Origin of the sequence: Cylindrospermum stagnale PCC 7417, from assembly GCF_000317535.1 — a bacterium.
Lineage (GTDB): Bacteria > Cyanobacteriota > Cyanobacteriia > Cyanobacteriales > Nostocaceae > Cylindrospermum > Cylindrospermum stagnale.
Map to the genome: position 1 here is coordinate 1052695 of NC_019757.1, position 17747 is coordinate 1070441.

16 protein-coding genes and 2 pseudogenes are annotated in these 17747 nt (G+C 42.8%); 8 read left to right on the forward strand and 10 right to left on the reverse strand.

All coding sequences use genetic code 11. The features are described 5' to 3' along the window. Nucleotides 1-57: 57 nt before the first annotated feature. The gene (locus CYLST_RS04300) at nucleotides 58-1092 is read right to left on the reverse strand and encodes a hypothetical protein (protein WP_015206483.1); all 1035 of its coding nucleotides are present in this window, start codon (nucleotides 1090-1092) and stop codon (nucleotides 58-60) included. 544 nt (nucleotides 1093-1636) lie between these two features. On the opposite strand from CYLST_RS04300, the gene groES reads away from it, so the two are divergent. The 4 genes from groES to CYLST_RS04315 all read left to right on the forward strand — a co-directional run bounded on the left by groES (nucleotide 1637) and on the right by CYLST_RS04315 (nucleotide 5249). Further along, the gene (groES, locus tag CYLST_RS04305) at nucleotides 1637-1948 is read left to right on the forward strand and encodes a co-chaperone GroES (protein WP_015206484.1); all 312 of its coding nucleotides are present in this window, start codon (nucleotides 1637-1639) and stop codon (nucleotides 1946-1948) included. A gap of 222 nt (nucleotides 1949-2170) precedes the next feature. Next, the gene (groL, locus tag CYLST_RS04310; protein ID WP_015206485.1) at nucleotides 2171-3802 is read left to right on the forward strand and encodes a chaperonin GroEL; all 1632 of its coding nucleotides are present in this window, start codon (nucleotides 2171-2173) and stop codon (nucleotides 3800-3802) included. Nucleotides 3803-4015: 213 nt separating this feature from the next. Next, entirely contained in the window at nucleotides 4016-4261 is a 246-nt protein-coding gene (locus CYLST_RS35720) for a hypothetical protein (protein WP_015206486.1), read from the forward strand. Nucleotides 4262-4271: 10 nt separating this feature from the next. Then, nucleotides 4272-5249 (forward strand): hypothetical protein, encoded by a 978-nt coding sequence (locus tag CYLST_RS04315; RefSeq protein ID WP_015206487.1) that lies wholly within the window; start codon nucleotides 4272-4274, stop codon nucleotides 5247-5249. Between the two features lie 32 nt (nucleotides 5250-5281). On the opposite strand, the pseudogene CYLST_RS04320 reads toward CYLST_RS04315, so the two are convergent. The 8 genes and pseudogenes from CYLST_RS04320 to CYLST_RS04355 all read right to left on the reverse strand — a co-directional run. Beyond that, a pseudogene (locus CYLST_RS04320) lies at nucleotides 5282-5707 on the reverse strand (FGGY-family carbohydrate kinase); the annotation flags it as partial. 153 nt (nucleotides 5708-5860) lie between these two features. Then, complete coding sequence (locus CYLST_RS04325; protein ID WP_015206488.1) at nucleotides 5861-6106, reverse strand: GlsB/YeaQ/YmgE family stress response membrane protein; 246 nt, start codon at nucleotides 6104-6106, stop codon at nucleotides 5861-5863. A gap of 248 nt (nucleotides 6107-6354) precedes the next feature. Beyond that, nucleotides 6355-6522 (reverse strand): annotated as a pseudogene (locus tag CYLST_RS35730) (CsbD family protein); the annotation flags it as partial. A gap of 361 nt (nucleotides 6523-6883) precedes the next feature. Next, complete coding sequence (locus tag CYLST_RS04335) at nucleotides 6884-7066, reverse strand: CsbD family protein (RefSeq protein WP_015206490.1); 183 nt, start codon at nucleotides 7064-7066, stop codon at nucleotides 6884-6886. A 421-nt stretch (nucleotides 7067-7487) separates the two neighbouring features. After that, the gene (gene miaB, locus CYLST_RS04340) at nucleotides 7488-8852 is read right to left on the reverse strand and encodes a tRNA (N6-isopentenyl adenosine(37)-C2)-methylthiotransferase MiaB (RefSeq protein WP_015206491.1); all 1365 of its coding nucleotides are present in this window, start codon (nucleotides 8850-8852) and stop codon (nucleotides 7488-7490) included. A 91-nt stretch (nucleotides 8853-8943) separates the two neighbouring features. Next, complete coding sequence (locus tag CYLST_RS04345; protein WP_015206492.1) at nucleotides 8944-9387, reverse strand: GNAT family N-acetyltransferase; 444 nt, start codon at nucleotides 9385-9387, stop codon at nucleotides 8944-8946. Nucleotides 9388-9513: 126 nt separating this feature from the next. Then, a complete protein-coding gene (locus CYLST_RS04350; protein ID WP_015206493.1) occupies nucleotides 9514-10794 on the reverse strand; it encodes a hypothetical protein in 1281 nt (426 codons plus the stop codon). A gap of 134 nt (nucleotides 10795-10928) precedes the next feature. Continuing rightward, the gene (locus tag CYLST_RS04355; protein WP_015206494.1) at nucleotides 10929-12149 is read right to left on the reverse strand and encodes a glycosyltransferase family 4 protein; all 1221 of its coding nucleotides are present in this window, start codon (nucleotides 12147-12149) and stop codon (nucleotides 10929-10931) included. A gap of 264 nt (nucleotides 12150-12413) precedes the next feature. Between CYLST_RS04355 and CYLST_RS04360 the strand changes: the two genes are divergently transcribed. From CYLST_RS04360 to CYLST_RS04370, 3 genes are all read left to right on the forward strand, one after another. Then, nucleotides 12414-13445 (forward strand): Npun_R2821/Npun_R2822 family protein, encoded by a 1032-nt coding sequence (locus CYLST_RS04360; RefSeq protein WP_015206495.1) that lies wholly within the window; start codon nucleotides 12414-12416, stop codon nucleotides 13443-13445. Nucleotide 13446: 1 nt separating this feature from the next. Beyond that, nucleotides 13447-14394 carry a glycosyltransferase family 2 protein gene (locus CYLST_RS04365; protein ID WP_041233422.1) on the forward strand — a complete coding sequence of 316 codons (948 nt, stop codon included), beginning with the start codon at nucleotides 13447-13449 and terminating at the stop codon, nucleotides 14392-14394. Nucleotides 14395-14523: 129 nt separating this feature from the next. Further along, on the forward strand, nucleotides 14524-15345 hold the full coding sequence (locus CYLST_RS04370) for a class I SAM-dependent methyltransferase (protein WP_015206497.1): 822 nt from the start codon (nucleotides 14524-14526) through the stop codon (nucleotides 15343-15345). 16 nt (nucleotides 15346-15361) lie between these two features. On the opposite strand, the gene CYLST_RS04375 is transcribed toward CYLST_RS04370, so the two are convergent. Further along, nucleotides 15362-16597 carry a glycosyltransferase family 4 protein gene (locus tag CYLST_RS04375; RefSeq protein ID WP_015206498.1) on the reverse strand — a complete coding sequence of 412 codons (1236 nt, stop codon included), beginning with the start codon at nucleotides 16595-16597 and terminating at the stop codon, nucleotides 15362-15364. A gap of 301 nt (nucleotides 16598-16898) precedes the next feature. Here CYLST_RS04375 and CYLST_RS04380 point away from each other — a divergent pair, with 301 nt between their 5' ends. Further along, nucleotides 16899-17747, forward strand: coding sequence for a hypothetical protein (locus tag CYLST_RS04380; RefSeq protein WP_015206499.1), 849 nt, complete (start codon nucleotides 16899-16901; stop codon nucleotides 17745-17747).

Sequence of the window (17747 nt, forward strand, 5' to 3'; positions counted from 1 at the left end):
CTTAAGCTTTGTTAGGGTGGGGTTTCCCAGAAAATTTTTCAGATATTCGGTGAATAATTAGCGCCCTCTATTCACTTCTACCCTAATCATGGGGAGTGGACAGCGCCAACTCGCTCCTCCACCGCCGACAATAGTACAACCTTGGGCTTGCATTGCATCTCGCGAGACATCTTGCGGCTGAGAAAATCGCCAACGTCCTATGTTATCTGGGCCTGACTCAGCTCGCAATTGCCGTATATTTCGCCTGTAATCAGGACGCCCGTAATCAGGACGCTGATTATTCACTTGCACCCTAATCATGGGGCGTGGACAACGCCAACTCGCTCCCCCACCGCCGACATCAGTGCAACCCTGGTCTTGCATTGCATCTCGCGAGACATCTTGCGGCTGAGAAAATCGCCAACGTCCTCTGTTATCTGGGCCTGACTCAGCTCGCAATTGCCGTATATTCCGCCCGTAGTCAGGACGTCCGTAATCAGGACGCCCATAGTCAGGACGCTGATTATTCACTTGCACCCTAATCATGGGGCGTGGACAGCGCCAACTCGCCCCCCCACCGCCGACATCAGTACAACCTTGGTCTTGCATTGCATCTCGCGAGACATCTTGCGGCTGAGAAAATCGCCAACGTCCTCTATCATCTGGGCCTGACTCGGCTCGCAATTGCCGTATATTCCGCCCATAGTCAGGACGCCCATAGTCAGGACGCCCATAGTCAGGACGCCCATAGTCAGGACGCTGATTATTTACTTGCACCCTAATCATGGGGCGTGGACAACGCCAACTCGCCCCCCCACCGCCGACATCAGTACAACCTTGGCCTTGCATTGCATCTCGCGAGACATCTTGCGGCTGAGAAAATCGCCAACGTCCTCTGTTATCTGGGCCTGACTCGGCTCGCAACACCCGTGTATTGTTTTCTCTGTAAATTGGATATTGGGCTATCACTGAGGGAGTGGTCGTGAGATCGATCTCTTGCGCTAAAACAGACGACATATCTGCATTTATGGGTACTGTAGCCAAGAGAGCACCACAAGTTGCAAAATTCATCAACCGGGACAACTGACCGACGATTTTTTTGGTATAAGGCATAACGTTAGCTCCTTCCATGAACCATGATCAATATCGAGAAATTCTCGATATTCCAGTTAGCTGAATTACTCAAATACTTTTAGTAAATACAGACTGCATAGTCTGTCTTGGATTTTGGACAGATCCAGATGGAAAAAAGTTTCCCAAGACCTCAAATATTACTAGGATTTACGCATCAAGTAACAAATATAGAATTGATCAATTCTACGGTGAATCAAGGGTTTCACCTCTGTAAGCGTCAGTCCTAGATTATAAAAATTGAATCATCAAAGAAATGTCAAATTGACACTCTGCCGTCTGCATCTAGTACTTAGACACCAGAGTTTCCGATTTTCTACACTTATGGCATTCGGTAAACCACCCACAGATTTTGTTGCCTATTGATAGATTACAAGTGGAAGAAAAAAATGTTAATGATCATATTGTTGTGGTAAGTCTAACTGTTCAGAGTTGACAGACAAACCAGACTGAATTGGACTTAGACAATCACTTTCCTCTTTTGATCTCGATTACACAAGGTTTTTTCAACGCCTGGAGGATGGATATGGCAAAAATATCTCTCAGCGTTTCCACCGTTAAACCATTAGGCGAAAGGGTTTTGCTTAAGGTGAGTGAATCAGAAGATAAAACACCTGGAGGAATTTTTCTACCTGACACCGCCAAAGAAAAACCCCAAATTGGCTCCGTTGTAGCTGTAGGCTCCGGTAAGCGGAATGAGGATGGCTCACGTCAGGCGATTGATCTTCAGGTGGGCGAGAGAGTTCTCTATTCCAAATATGCGGGGACGGAAATCAAACTTGGTGATGAAGATTACGTTCTGTTGGGTGAAAAAGATATTTTGGCAACCCTGGCATAGAAATTGGTAATTACTGGTTATGGGTCAGTTTTGTTTCCTTTATGCCGATGGCACGCTGTTGGCAATCACTGTATTCGATACATTCCTCTGATCAACTTAAGTAGAGAGGCATAAATAAAGATAACGGTGTAAAGAATTTTGAAAGAGTCTAAAACCCTCTTACCTCTTGCCTAATGCCTCTTGCCCCTTGCCTCATTGCCTAATTAATTTAGGAGGATATATATGTCCAAACAAATCATTTATAATGAGGACGCTCGTCGTGCTTTGCAAAAGGGTATGGACATTTTGTCCGAATCCCTAGCTGTTACTCTTGGTCCCAAAGGTCGTAACGTAGTTTTAGAGAAAAAGTTTGGTGCTCCGCAGATTGTTAATGATGGAATCACCATAGCCAAAGAAATTGAATTAGAAGGGCATGTGGAAAACACAGGGGTAGCTCTCATTCGTCAAGCTGCTTCTAAGACGAATGATGTTGCTGGTGATGGAACTACAACTGCTGTGGTTTTAGCTCACGCGATGGTGCGAGAAGGTCTGCGGAACGTGGCCGCAGGGGCGAATGCTATCGCCCTGAAGCACGGGATTGACAAAGCTACTCAATTACTTGTCGAAAAAATTGCTGAACACTCCCGACCGCTGAAAGACGCATTAGCGATCGCACAAGTCGCAGCGATCGCCGCCGGTAACGATGAAGAAGTCGGACAGATGATTGCTAGTGCGATGGAAAAAGTGGGACAGTCCGGGGTAATTACCCTAGAAGAAGGGAAGTCAATGACCACCGAACTAGAAATTACTGAAGGGATGCGCTTTGATAAAGGTTACATCTCTCCCTACTTCGTCACCGATCCAGAACGAATGGAGGCAATATTAGAAGAACCATACATTTTGCTCACCGACAAAAAAATTACTCTCGTACAGGAAATAGTCTCAGTGCTGGAGCAAGTAGCGCGTTCTGGTAAGCCACTGTTGATTATTGCCGAAGACATTGAAAAAGAAGCCCTAGCAACTCTTGTTGTCAACCGCCTACGGGGTGTACTCAATGTCGCCGCTGTGAAAGCGCCTGGTTTTGGCGATCGCCGTAAAGCGATGTTGGAAGATATGGCCATCCTGACTAATGGTGCATTAATTACCGAAGAAGCCGGTCTCAAGCTAGAAAATACCCAATTAGATATGTTGGGTACAGCTAGACGCGTCACGATTACGAAAGAAAACACAACCATTGTGGCTGAAGGTAACGAACAAGCTGTCAAGGCTCGTTGTGAACAAATCCGCCGTCAAATGGCAGAAACTGAGTCTACCTATGACAAAGAAAAGCTGCAAGAGCGTTTAGCAAAATTGGCTGGTGGTGTCGCTGTAGTTAAGGTGGGTGCAGCCACAGAAACCGAAATGAAGGATAAAAAACTGCGCCTAGAAGATGCCATCAACGCCACTAAGGCAGCGGTAGAAGAAGGAATTGTGCCTGGCGGTGGTACGACTCTAGTACACCTATCCCCACAACTGGAGGAATGGGCAAAGCAACACCTGAGCGGTGAAGAGCTTATCGGGGCAAATATTGTCTCCCGTGCTATTTATGCGCCTCTGAAGCGGATTGCTGATAATGCTGGACAGAATGGGGCGCTGATTGCTGAATGGGTGAAGGAGAAGCCATTTGATGTCGGCTATAACGCCGTAACAAATGAGTTTATCGATATGTTTACCGCTGGGATTGTCGATCCTGCCAAAGTCACTCGTTCGGCTTTACAAAATGCAGCTTCGATTGCTGGGATGGTATTGACTACCGAGTGCATCGTTGTCGATCAGCCTGAGCCAAAGACCAAGACGGCGGTTGGAGCAGGCACAGGCGAAGAGTTTGACTACTAAATAAGGAAGCAAACTGTAAACCGCCTCTTGTTTGTAATCAGGAGGCGGTTTTTGATTTGAATCTGAGTAAACCCCAAAATGAAGACATCAGTCAGAAATATTAGCGTCCCTAATTTAATAATTTGAAGAAAACTTGCATCTGAACACGCACTGATGCAGTTTCATTTGCTTGAATAGCTATATTAAGAGGACGGAAACTTACAATTCCTAATTATGGCTACTAAAATCATTGATGTTAGGGAATATACTGTCAAAGCGCACAAGAGACAGATTCAAACGCGGATTTTTCACTTTGTCTGTAAACAGTGCAATGAGGCTACAAAACGGGAGACTTTCGGACCTCGACCTTTATATTGTGAGAGTTGTCGCCCTCCTCAAGCACCCAAAAGATCACCACAAGAATCTAAGAAAGCTAGACCACGACCAATGACTTACAAGAGCGATACCGATTTAGGTTGAGAGAAACTTTATGAATTCAAAGGGACAATTAGAATTACCTCCAGACACGTTCATCTCTCCATTGCTAGAATTACGAGACTATTATGCTCGCCTCGTGGAAGAACACGAACGTCTATTTATACAGGCGCGATCGCAACTTGATCATGTTGAAGCTTTGTTGTCTAACTGGTATCAAGCAGACGGAAAGGAAAAGCTTTCCCGACTTGAGGCGGTGAATGGGAACCACACTGGTTCTGAAAAAGGCTCACTGTTGCTGCTGTCGCCGGATAGCATCTCTGATATTGATTTGGTGGAGTCTATAAAGTCTCATCTGCCAAACTCAGACGACTTGGAGATAGATAATTTACTCTCAGCAGCAGAGGAAGAAGATTCTCCACCACCAATTACATCCCCAGAAAGCAACGATCACTCCATTAAGGGGCCAGAAGTCCCCATGTTACCCCAGTATCAAGGACTCTCTCGGATGGAGGCTCTGAAAATGCTACTACAAGACTATATGGGGACTGTCTGCCATATAGATTTCGTTGTGCGATCGCTTTATGGAGAGCTAGAACCATATCTGTTTAAAGTAGTTAAAGGTAGAGTCCAATCCTCACTCACCCAGGGTAGAGAAAGAGGCGTCTGGGAAGCTATCCCCAATGAGCCTGGTTGTTACACTCTCGATTTAACCATGCTATCCCCGACTAATGGCGCTTCTATGGGTGTCAAATCCAAAAAGAAAAAACCTTTCCTCTTGCCGAAGTCGAAAACAGTACCCTTACTCGGAGCGTTTGAAGGTCAATTTTTGATTGATGCCATCACCTCTTTGTTAGAACAAAATCCGGAAAGAGTTTTCAGCGTCGGGGAAGTAGTCACAGGTATTTATGGAAAACTTGATTCTCAGCAAGTTAGAGAGGTGAAAAACAAGGTGCTGAATGAATTATCTAGAGGGCATCGTACAGGGAGATTCTCTAGAGTGCCTGACAAAATCGGTTTTTACCAATTTTAGATTGATTTTTGAATTCCCCCAAAGGGAGTTGACTAATCCACCCATGCTAGAGTGCGTTTCACTGGTTTTTGCCAAGTAGCAAAGTTAGCTAGTGCATCCTCCATCCCCTTACCAGGCTCAAACACTCGGTCAATCTGCCTTTGCTGCACGAGTGCTGTATAGCTATGCCAAAATCCCACAGCCAAACCCGCTGCGAATGCAACGCCCTGTACTGTTATATCGTTCATCATCGGGCGTTCTACGGGAATTTCTAACACATCAGCCTGGAACTGCATGAGGAAATTGCTCTCGCAAGCACCACCATCGACGATTAATCGTCCCATTGGTGTGCTGCTAGAGGCGTTAATTGCTTGCACCACTTCCAGGACTTGGTAAGCGATCGCCGACAGTACGGCGCGGACTAGATGCTGTGGTTGAACGCTGGCGGTAATGCCGAAAACGGCTCCTCTAGCACTCATACGGTTACGCCATCGCCAGAAAAAATAAATTGATGAGCGCGAATTTCTCTTCTTCAAGCCTTTTGGCATAAATTCGACGAAAAGCGAGCGCGCGGCGGCTAACGTGGCTGCTTCCAGCGGGCGCTTTTCGCCATCTCTATCTAGTGTAATTGACTAAGCTCTTTTGATTAGGCGCAACACAAATAAGAAAACCACTGCACCAATCGTCGCGATGATCAAGCTACCGAGCAACCCACCACCAGCAGACACCCCTAGAGTGCGGAAGAGATAACCGCCCAGCAACGAGCCGATAACACCAACTATGATGTCTCCAACAGGTCCAAATCCACCACCTTTAACTAATTGCCCCGCTAGCCATCCGGCAACTAGGCCAATCAAGATAAACCAAAGTAATTCCATTTGCGTTTCATCCCTTATCTATCGGAAGTGGATAGTAATCAAGCTATCTAAACTTTCTTCAGAAATGAAACTTAGTTAATAATGTCTTTAACTTTATCTTTCACATCTTCAACAGTGTGGATAATCCCTGCACCCACTTGTTTCGCTGTTCCTACCGCTTGGTCTTTGGAATCACCAGTAATCTTGCCAATAGCGTTTTGGGTTTTACCTTCAACGTTTTTCTTCACTGCTTTGGCTCTTGGTGTTAACCGCACATTGTCTTTTACATCTTCTGCTGTGTTACGAATTTGGCTTTCGGCTTGCTTGGCTCTTCCTATAACTTGGTCTTTAGGATCACCTGTAATGTTGCCGATCGCTTCTTGAGTTTTGCCTTGAATGTTCTTAGCAATCGCCTCTGCTCTATTTATCGTTGCTATTTGAGTATGTAGTTGTGTGAATGAAGTTGCAGCCCAACTATCTTCAGCAGCAAAACCAAAGGCGATGCCAGTTGAGATGAATAAAACTAGGCTAATACTTAACAGAAACTTATGAACTTGTTGAGATTGAATCATCTTAATTTCCAAAAGAAAACAATACTTAATGCATCTATTTAGCTATTTGTTTCAAAGTAGAATTGTCTAGATATGTCGATTACTATCTAAACTTTCTAGATACCAATTTTCTATGAGGTTGCACTTAATTATCAGACAGAATAAAGTCTGAGCCTACCAGAGCAAAACCTGCCAAGGCTGATTAATTATGTGCATCTCCATAAATACATGGGATGAGAAATGAAACTTAGTCAATAATTTGTTTGACTTGATCTTTGAGATTTTCAACAGTGTGAAGTACTTGTGCTTCTGCTTGTTTCACCTGGCCTTCTTCTTTAGCTGCGGGGTCTCCGGTAATTTCTCCCACTGCTTCTTGAACTTTACCTTCAATATTTTTAGCAGTTGCCTTAATCCGATTTTCTATACTCATAACGCTCTCCTGATTAAATTAAAAAAAATGATTGAGTCGAGAAAGATGAAGAGAAATATTAAAGTTAAGTCACTTCTTCTTAGCCTTCCCTGTGATCTAAAATCTACCATCAGCTAGTTATTTTCTGCATCCATCTAAAGGTTTAATTATTATCAAGGAAAATAAAAATATTATGTATTTATACCCAGAATTTTTATTTGAGATAAATATCTTCCTTTTCAGAGAGAAGGAGAAAAATATTCTCTACTTTAGATATATAGACTATCGTGCAGCTTTATGTTTTTTTCCTCAGAATTAATTGAAGAAAACCTGAGAGGATGTCCCTCAGTACGCTTCAATTTAAAATTCAAAAAAATAATTATATGATGATCTGCAAATCACGCATAACGTAGAGACGTTGCATGCAACGTCTCTACATGGGTTAGACTAGGGTTGCTTGCCTTACTTCTACTGGTATACCAGTTAAGCTAAAGGGGCGAACTTCGGTAATTTTCACTTTTACCGATTGCCCTTTGAGTTCGTTGATATCGCCTGCGAAGAAAGTCAAACGATTACCCCTGGTGCGTCCCATTACCTGGGTTTGGTCTTTGAGGTTTTGGTCTTCTACTAGCACTTCTTCGATGCGTCCGAAGTAACGTTGCGATCGCTCCGCTGCCTTTACATTTACCAGATGATTGAGCCGTTGTAAGCGATCGCTTTTCACCGCTTCACTCAACTGATTGTCCCACAAAGCCGCTGGTGTGCCTGGACGGGGTGAATAAGCTGCTGTATTCAACAAATCAAAGCCAATATCCTCTACCAATTTCAGAGTATTTTCAAACTGTGCTTCTGTCTCCCCAGGAAACCCAACAATTGCATCCCCACTAATCGAGGCATCCGGCATATACCGTCGAACAGTGTCAATAATCCGGCGATATTTCTCCTGGGTATAACCCCGCGCCATTGCCTTTAACAGTTCGTTATCCCCAGATTGAAAGGGAATGTGGAAGTGTTCGCAGACTTTCGGCAACTCTGCACAAGCCTTAATTAATCTTTCAGTGAAATAACGGGGGTGGCTGGTAGCAAATCTTAGCCGCTCAATTCCCGGCACATCATGGACGTAGTACAGTAAATCTGTCAAAGTGTGCAGGTGGCGTCCTTCGGGTGTTGCTCCTGGCAAATCTCGGCCGTAAGCATCAATATTTTGACCGAGTAAAGTAACTTCTTTGTAACCAAGCTTTCCTAGTTCCACCATTTCCGCGCGAATGGCTTCCGGCGTCCGGGACTGTTCCACACCGCGCACATTGGGAACTACACAATAGGTGCAGCGTTCATTACAGCCGTAAATCACATTTACCCAAGCAGTAACGCTGCTATCTCGGCGCGGCTTAGTAATATCTTCGATAATGTGAACTGCCTCAGTTGCCACAATTTGGTTGCCGTCAAACACCGACTCCAGCAAATCTTTAAGACGGTTGGCGTGTTGTGGCCCCATTACCAAGTCTAATTCTGGCACGCGCCGCAGAAGGCTTTCTCCTTCTTGTTGGGCAACACAACCAGCAACAATCAAAGTTAAATCTGGCTGTTCGTGCTTGCGTTTTGCCTGTCTACCCAAATAAGAATAAACTTTTTGTTCGGCATTATCTCGAATTGTGCAGGTATTGTAGAGAATCACATTTGCCAGATTTGGGTCTTCTGACCACTCAAAGCCCATGTCTTCTAGGATGCCAGCCATGCGCTCTGAGTCGGCTTTGTTCATTTGGCAACCAAAGGTGGTGATGTGATAACGGCGGGGTGAAGTGGTCATTAGGAATTACGCTTAATCAGTGCAATGTATATCAGCTCTATCTTTATTCTATCTGACGCAGTAGAGTACCCCACCCTCAACGTTTATGTAACTACTGCAACGGCAAAGCGTAATGATAAAACTCTTCATTCTTAATATAATCTCGCGCTTCATAGAGTTTTTGCGCGGTTATGTTAGAAATTTGAGTCGCTAAAATTACGCGAACGGCTCCACTCTCTTTTGCGTATTCTTCCGCAGCACTCATCAATAACTTGGCAATTCCCCTCCGGCGATAGGACTCTTCCACATACAAATCGTTCAATATCCATACTCGTTTCATCGACACTGAAGAAAAGCTGGGATAAAGCTGAGTAAATCCAATTAATTTCCCATTGTCACTAGCTGCAAACACTACCGAGTCATTATTCTGAAAACGTTCTTTGAGAAACTCCTTGGCCCCTTCAAGGTTTGATGCCTGGTTGTAAAAAATCCGATATTGATCAAATAAGACTGAAATCCTTTCAAGATGATTAATATTAGCCAAGAAAACTTCCATTGAGCGTCCTCATCACCTGAATACAGTTTACCATGATTTGCTGGATCAATAAATTTTTGAAATCAGCAAAATAGGTTTCTATGGCTAATTATTAATCTGGGCAAGAAAGAAATTTCAAGAAAGTTGTTATTTTTTGATTTTTGCTTCCCCTACAGTAGTTTGATGGATGCCATCATTATCAATGGCGCTGTAGCTATCACTGGGCAAAAGTCCCAACCAGGGGTCAGAACTAGGAGTTAAAAACAGTTGCGCGTAAACTTTCTCATTTAGCAATTCTACATTACTTGTCTGGTTACGTTGGATAAACCATTGATGAATTTGGTTGTGCAACGTGTATTCGTTTCTGACTGTATCTACAGCCATTGTGGTTTCAAAATTTTTCACTAATTTTAATAAATCATCCGTTTGATTGTTGGCAGATTGGAACTTTTTCGCTCTGATTAAAGAAATGCTATTTTTATCTAGCTTGGCATCGGCCGCATAGAGTTGGGCGATTTTATTCCAAGTTTGCTGATCTGTGATTTCTAATAAGGCCTTTTGATTTTGTGCAGCAGGCTGGATGGCACTAAGCATTGGCCTTTCTACTGCCATTTTAGCAACAGCTAGAGAACCTGCTACTGTTGCTGTCGGTGCGGGAACTTCCACCAGTTTGGGAGGAGATTTGATGCCTAACCGGGATAAATCGGCTGCCCATTGGGTTTGGATAGAATTTAGGCGATCGCTATGGTATTTTTGTAAGAAGGATTCGCGATCGCCTTTAGCCAGGTTGCTAAACTCCTTAACCGCCGCTTCCGCTTGCTTTAGCTGACGTCCAAAAGCCTTAGGCCCATATAAACCAGGGATGGCATCAATCGGACGTCCCGCAGCATCAAGAACGTAGTGAATGCTATTGCCTGTAATCGTCCGTTCCATCTGCCTACCGTCACCAAAATCAATTGTTACTTTCGGTACAGGGCGCACAGATTGCCAGTGCAAGATAAACCGCTCATTTAGCAATTGAGAAATCTCAGCATTTGGATACAGCGCCACCCGAAAGAAGCGACTATTAGCACAACTCAAATCTTGATCTAGCCTACCCAGTAACCGCAGAGATAGTATCGGTTTATTACTAGCTTTAGCTGCCGCCTTCGCTTGCTCGATATCAGTATACCAGTAGAGACGGGAGGCGTGACAGTCCCGCTGTCTGCATAGTACATCTAAAGCGGCGCGGGTTTCCGGGGAAGACATATCTGAAGCATGGGACTTAAGAAATGTTTGCAACCCCTTGGAACCTTGTTGTCGAAGTGCAGTAGCTTCTTGAGATAATTGGGAGTTTACAGCCACAGGGGTTTGGGCTTCAGCAGATGGCAAAAAACTGAAGCTAAGAAGTATGAGTGCGAGAGAACTGTTAAAGGTGTTAAATTTCATATATTTTGCTGGTATTGAGTCTGAGAGATTCAATTGATTACCAATGTTAACCTGTTGAAAACTGCAATTATCCCCTCCTAGCTTGCGGGGAGGGGCCGTAAAGCACAGCTTTACGGGGGCGGGGTTCTTAATTCTTAAACTTCCCCCAGACACACTTGCTGATAACGCTTACCAGCAATCTCCCAAGTGAACTCAGTTTCTACAAGTTGTCTACCGTTGCGAGATAGTTCAACTCGGAGTTGCGGTTGTTCAAAAATCTGTCGAATAGCAGCAACGTACTCTGCGGGTTGATTGGCGCGGAGTGCCCTTAGTGGTATTGTCGCATCATCTACCGCTAATCCTTCCAAACCGCGATCGCTTGCGACTACCGGCACACCCGCTGCCATTGCCTCTAAAGTCTTATTTTTAATGCCAAACCCAGTCCGCATCGGCACAACACACAGGGTAGCTTGGTGTAAATATTCTGCCATTGAAGGCACTCTCCCAATGACATTAATCCCTGGTTTTTGCTGGAGTGCCAAAACGGATGGTGCAGGACGAGAACCGACGATATCAAAAGTTGTATCCGGATAAAGTTGTTGGATTTCTGGCAAGACTTCATTGCTAAAAAAGCAGACAGCATCGATGTTTGCCAAATTATCCATTGCGCCAATAAAAATTAACCGCTGTCCCCCAGGATCACTTGTACGGTTGGGAAAAGCAGCGAAATCTACACCATTGGGAATAACTGTAATTTCCGCATTAGGGTTAAACTCTTGTAGTTGGTTTTTATCTTCTTCTGTTGTCACCACAATTGCCGAAAATTTAGCACAGTAGCTTTTTTCATAACGACGCAAAAGCGGGAGATTAATTTTATCTCTCAAGCTATTTTCAGTGATGCCCGTAGTTAGCTGATTACGACAACTACCAAAAACCGAACTATGCACATTAACGATAGTTTTTACCTGTCTTTGGAAATGGGGCTGCACATAAATTTCATTAACGCTGTGTTCACAGGTGATGACGTCACATTTACCCGCTTTCACAAAGTTGTCAATCCACTCCTGCATCTCCACAGAGTAGCGGTTGAGTACACTTGGCGGTGTACCATGTTGCAAAAAAGTGCCGAAGCGCTGGATCTTCTTCAGTATTCCGGCGGTATTGCCAGCATCTGGGGGACGATCAAAAACGACTAGATGATCCACACAATTCCGTAATTCTGCTATCTCTGCGGTTGTGATATCGCGATCGCGTTGAGTTACAAGAGTAATAGAATGGCCAAGACTTAGATATTTCAGTAAATTAAACGTCCTCACTTGGGTTCCCCCCCGCGTTGGTGGATAGGGAAAGGTGGCAGATAGCATTAAAATTTTCATAAAACTGATGAACCGGAAACGCAACCAAGTCGAATGATGATACGGATAAATTTGACTGTATAGCGGAAATTGTCTACTATACACCTAAGCTATTTACAAAAACGTGTAATAGCATTTATGTTACCTGATAAACTTAAGTAAATTCAAGATTTTCCCTAGGGGTATTCCTGTCCCCTGTATTATCTGTGGTCAAAAATTGATACCACATTTAATCAATGTATAGCTTGATTTACCCAAAAATTGAAGATAAAAGGACTTGTAAACATGGAATCTTTCGGCATTTACACCCTAGCTAATGATGTGGTTTATGACCAATTAGTAGCTTTGCTCAATAGCATAGAGGTAAATGTTAGCCCAGATATTCCTATTTGTATTATTCCCTATGATGAGCGACTAGACCGGGTGAAGCAAGAAATTAATTCTCGTAAGAACGTAACACTTTACGAAAATAGAGAATCAATTCAACGCTGGGACAATTTTGCCGAGCAAGTTTGGGCAGCCCATCCAGCAGCCAAGCAGATGACTACATCCTATAATGCTTGGTTTCAAAGCCCCTTACTCAGAAAGCTATGTGTTTTTGACGGATATTTTGATAAATTTGTCTTTTATGACGCTGACAGCCTAGCAATGAAGCCGCTGGATAATGTGTTAGAGAGACTTGAAACATACGATTTTATATTCGATGATTGGGAACATAAAAAATCAACAAAGGATGCAGCTTTAGATTTAAACCTCATCGAACAATCTGGTTTATATCAAGAAAAATATGTGCGTGATAAGTTACATTGTTCCAGCTTTTTTGGCTCAAAGAAAGGTATTTTTAGTTCATCAGAAATTGAATCCATGCAGCAGTTATTGATTAAAAAAGATGAAATCAAGTGGGTACCCCGACTGTGGGATGATGCCTTTTTGTTTAATTACATGACTTTGCGGTGCAATCGCCCAATATTTAACTATACACTCAGCCCCAATGGTCAAGAGAGAACTGGTAACTGCGCCAATGCAGACCCATTCGTGAATATTAATAATGTTCTTTACAATAAAGATGGCTTAAAACCGATTTATCGCCTTCATTACATGAGCTATTCTGCCATTGATTTTGCTCATTTATCTCAAGGAGAAGATGTCAATATTCGTTATAAAGATGAGTTTTTATACTATCGCTTCCTCAAACAGCCAGAACAAAGACCAAAAGAGTTAAAACCACCTAGTCTCCTTACTAGAACTAATAGATTTATCAATAGAAAAATCAAAAGAATACAAAAAATTATTGATTTGAGAATTAATGCCATATAATATGCCCAAAATTTCTGTTTGTATACCTACTTTTAATCGGGATTACCTACTACCTTACGCCATTGAAAGCGTACTCAAGCAATCTGAAGAAAATTTTGAATTAATTATTTGTGATGACGGTTCTACTGACAGCACGCCTGAGTTGATGTCACAGTACACAGACAACAGAATTAAATACATCCGTCATCAGCAAAATATTGGTAAAAGCAATAATATGCGCTCTGGCTTTGATGCTGCTAGGGGCGAATATTTCATTAAATTTGATGATGATGATCGACTAACCAGCGATTTTCTCGCCCAGACTGCGGCTATTCTTAATCAAGATTCAAACATTGATTTTGTGGGTACAGACCATTGGATTATTGATATTAATAATCTTCGAGATGAGGCGCAAACTCAACAAAATACTCATCGCTGGGGAAGGAAGAATTTGCCAGCAGGTGTAGTAGATAATTTGCTGGAAGTTGTATTTATTCAGCAAAGCTTTCAAGTTGGGGCGACATTATTTCGTCGTCAAACCTTGCAAGATTTGGGCTTTATGCTGCCAAATCTGCAAAATTGTGAAGATAATGATTTATTTGTCCGCTTGGCTTTGGCTGGTAAAAAGGGCTATTACCTACCAGAATTATTAATGGAATACCGAGTCCATGCAGAACAGCAAGGCATTAATCGGGCAATTCCTTATTTACATGATAAAGTCCGCTATTTAGAAAGTTATAAATTTGAGTCAGACAAATTAGAGAAACTTAGGCAAAATCGGCTGATGGAAACGCAATTGTTACTAGGTTTACGTTTAATTGAGAAAGGCGAAACGCAAAAAGGTAGAGAGTTAGTTTTGGCAGGTAAATCTTTTTCTAAAGTTAAGGCTTGGACTGGTTTAGGGTTATCACTGTTACCAATTGCATGGCGACATCAGGCATTTAAGTCTCTACGCAAGGTGCGGGGTTAGACGTATAAAGTTAGCATAAATTAGCTTGCTTTTATACAACTGGGATAGTACTATTTTATAGCTAAGTAAAAAAAGTACGACGAATTTTTTAGTCCGATTAAATTAATTCTCAAAGGAGATAGCTGAATTATGTTAGCACCTAAGAATATTCCTTCTGAGTACACTGCTTGGAACCAAAAGCAAAAAGCACCCGTTGGTGCAAATTGGTGGTATGAATATGTCAATTCTCAAAAACCTGGCAACAACTTCATTTGGCGTAACCGTTATAAGTGGCCTAGTTTTATAATTAAAAAGATTGGCCCATTTGGCTTTCAAGTTAATAGTCTTTCACGAATTTTTGAGTATCCTTGGTGTTTTTTAGCTACGCCGCTACAGCCAGGTATGCGAGTAGTTGAAGTTGGTGCTGGGGCTTCTGGGTTTCAATTCGCTTTGGCTCAAGCTGGGCTAGATGTTACCTCCGTTGATCCGCTAATTAATCCTAGTGAAAGCGTTGATTGGATATTTTCTAAAGACGATTTTTATCACTTAAATCAATCTTTTGGCGGTAAGGTTAAATTTATTCAAGATTTTCTCCAAAATGCCAAACTGGAGAGTAACCAATATGATCGGGTTTTCTCTGTTTCGGCAATTGAACATATACCTTCACAGGAAATAGGTTCACTGGTAAAAGAAATTGGACGCATTCTTAAACCAGGTGGCTTATTTTTAGCAACGATAGATCTATTCCTAGATTGTTATCCTTTTACTAACCAAGTTTCCAATCAATATGGGTCTAATATATCAATTAGTTCCCTGGTTGAGGAATCTGGATTAAAACTTAAAATTGGTAACCCTAGCGAACTGTATGGTTATCCTGAATTTGACTACAATCTGATTTTGAATCGGTTGGATGAATTTTTAGTAGTTAATAAAGTTCTCACCCAGTGCATTGTGCTGGAAAAAGCCATTTAAGTTTAAATAGCTATTTTCAAAACAGTTGCTTAACAGCTTGCTCTATATTGCGACTAACCGCTTCCCAAGAGTATTCTGCCTGTACCAGTTCATAAGCGGAACGAGCTAGTTTTTCCCCCAAAGAAGGATTTGACCAAAGTTGACACACTCCTTCAACTAGCTCTTCCACTTCATTTCTAATCAGCAGGTGTTCTCCGTCTCTAGCTTTGATACCCTCAGCACCTTTGGCAGTACTGACGACAGGACAACCAGCAGCAAAGGCTTCAATAATTTTTAGGCGTGTGCCTCCACCCTGAAGTAATGGCACAACCATCATGCTGGCAGCAGCTAAATAAGGTCGGACATCTGGTACACTGCCAGTAACAATAATTCCTGGCTCTCCCTGGGCTGCTGCTAGCATAGACGGAGTTGGATTGCGCCCCACTAGCAGCAGACGACTGTCTGGATAAAGCTTTTGTAGCCGGGGGTAAATTTGGTTGATTAGTAACTCAGCCGCGACTGTATTCGGTGAGTATGAAAGCTGACCCAGAAAAAGTATATTCCGTTTGGTATCCTCCAAGCCAGTCGCTGGGCTACTTTCACCGGAGCGCACACCGTCGTAGTGTGCTACATTAATCCCGTTAGGTACAACGTAAGTGGGTGCTACTTGCCCATAAAATTGCTGAATTAAACTAACGTCATCTTCGCTGCATACCCATATTTGCCTAACTTGGCGGCTAAACTCTCCCTCGATAGATTGAAGATGGTCTAGCTGAATTTTGGCTTTTAATTTTGATTTTAGTCCTGTTACTCCACTGTGTCGCTGCCGCCACAGGGATGCTTCTACGTTATGATTGTCGAAGATAATGTGACATTTATGACTTTTGACTACAGTCAGGTAATTGTACAGCCACACTTCTTCGACAACTACCAAGTCTGGCTGAAATTCTGTTAGGGTTGCATCTAATTCCTCAGCAGCAGTTTTTGCAAAAGCCCAGTCTGCATCTGGATGTCTGCGGGGGTGCAGCCACCACAACCGGAGGTCTAGTTTTTCCCAGGTTGAGCGCTGTAGGGCAACATTGGCATGCTTCCAGTTTACAACTCCTGGTAGAGATGTGTTTTTAGGACTCCAGTTAGAAGCTGAAAAAACGCCAACGGGGCCAAACTTCATCATAATATTGATGTTTTGCCACGTACGTAAACTTACTCCGCCAACTGGTGGATAAGGCACTTCTTTGGTGATAAATAATGTGCGAATTGAGGAAGTTGTCACTTAAGGTATATCTCCTGTGATTTCAAGTTATTTTTGCATAAAAAATATTATTGCCAAAAGCATTTGATGCATGGTGGAAAGTGTTGGATAGAAAAATTGCCTACTCAGGGAGCAGAAAGTAGAGATGTTGCATGTAACGTCTCTACAGTGTGGTCTAAATAAAAACTGCTGTAATGCGCCATCGCGTAACACTAGGTAGCTTCTGGCACTAATTATACTTACAATAGAAAATGTGTGTCAATTTTTGCCATTCAAGCTAGAGTAGTCCTGAGTCATATTCACATACAGCAAGATTAACCGCATGGATACGAACGAGTTAAAGTTCCTCTTAAAGCTATTGGGATGTGAGAATTATCGCTCCCTTTTGAGTGCAAGTATTTTCAGTTCTTTTAAAGGGAAGGAAAAAATTTGTCGAGATTTAGGCGATCGCGAATTTGTAGACTATTCTCGTGAGATTGCCACAGTTAAAATTTTACCCCCTGGTGATGCCTTGCTGAAACTCGACTCAGCGGAGTTACCCATCACCGACAAAGAACGTAAGGTACTGGATAAACTCAGTAAAGCTTCCGGTAAAATTACCCCCAGCGAAATCACCTCGCTAAAAGCTGCTGAACGAGGGGAGATATTGAAAAGCTTGAGTGAGCGAGGTTTGATAGCAGCCGAAATCAAAATTCAAAGAACTAAAGCTGAGGTTTGGCTAACTGAAAGAGGAATTGAGTATTTACGGGATGAATACAGTCCTAACAAAGGCTCTAACCCTGTCATCAGCTTGGAAATGCTGAATAATTACCTACGCTTTTTGCGGAAGACTTTACGGGTACCAGTTTCTCCTCCTCCACATAATGGTGAAAAGCCACGTGTAGAAACAATCATCAATCCCAGTGATGAAGAAATTTTACAAATCATCGAGGAATTAGATAAGGAACTGGGTACAGAAAATTATTTACCCATTTTCCATCTACGGCAAAAATTACAACCACCAATGTCACGGGATGAATTAGATCAAGCGCTGTACCGTTTGCAAAAAAATGACCAAATTGAACTGAGAGGGCTGATACACGCTCAAGACTATACCCAGGAGCAAGTCAACACCGGAATTAGCCAGCGTTCAGGAAGTCCGCTATTTTTCATTAAACTTACTGTGAATTAA

Bases quoted from the DNA above. Each gene is read 5' to 3' on its own strand.
- CYLST_RS04380 (WP_015206499.1), top strand. From the start codon at position 16,899: ATGGATACGAACGAGTTAAAGTTCCTCTTAAAGCTATTGGGATGTGAG.
- groES (WP_015206484.1), top strand. From the start codon at position 1,637: ATGGCAAAAATATCTCTCAGCGTTTCCACCGTTAAACCATTAGGCGAA.
- CYLST_RS04370 (WP_015206497.1), top strand. From the start codon at position 14,524: ATGTTAGCACCTAAGAATATTCCTTCTGAGTACACTGCTTGGAACCAA.
- CYLST_RS04350 (WP_015206493.1), bottom strand. From the start codon at position 10,794: ATGAAATTTAACACCTTTAACAGTTCTCTCGCACTCATACTTCTTAGC.
- CYLST_RS04335 (WP_015206490.1), bottom strand. From the start codon at position 7,066: ATGAGTATAGAAAATCGGATTAAGGCAACTGCTAAAAATATTGAAGGT.
- CYLST_RS35720 (WP_015206486.1), top strand. From the start codon at position 4,016: ATGGCTACTAAAATCATTGATGTTAGGGAATATACTGTCAAAGCGCAC.
- CYLST_RS04345 (WP_015206492.1), bottom strand. From the start codon at position 9,387: ATGGAAGTTTTCTTGGCTAATATTAATCATCTTGAAAGGATTTCAGTC.
- miaB (WP_015206491.1), bottom strand. From the start codon at position 8,852: ATGACCACTTCACCCCGCCGTTATCACATCACCACCTTTGGTTGCCAA.
- CYLST_RS04300 (WP_015206483.1), bottom strand. From the start codon at position 1,092: ATGCCTTATACCAAAAAAATCGTCGGTCAGTTGTCCCGGTTGATGAAT.
- CYLST_RS04360 (WP_015206495.1), top strand. From the start codon at position 12,414: ATGGAATCTTTCGGCATTTACACCCTAGCTAATGATGTGGTTTATGAC.
- CYLST_RS04365 (WP_041233422.1), top strand. From the start codon at position 13,447: ATGCCCAAAATTTCTGTTTGTATACCTACTTTTAATCGGGATTACCTA.
- CYLST_RS04315 (WP_015206487.1), top strand. From the start codon at position 4,272: ATGAATTCAAAGGGACAATTAGAATTACCTCCAGACACGTTCATCTCT.
- groL (WP_015206485.1), top strand. From the start codon at position 2,171: ATGTCCAAACAAATCATTTATAATGAGGACGCTCGTCGTGCTTTGCAA.
- CYLST_RS04355 (WP_015206494.1), bottom strand. From the start codon at position 12,149: ATGAAAATTTTAATGCTATCTGCCACCTTTCCCTATCCACCAACGCGG.
- CYLST_RS04325 (WP_015206488.1), bottom strand. From the start codon at position 6,106: ATGGAATTACTTTGGTTTATCTTGATTGGCCTAGTTGCCGGATGGCTA.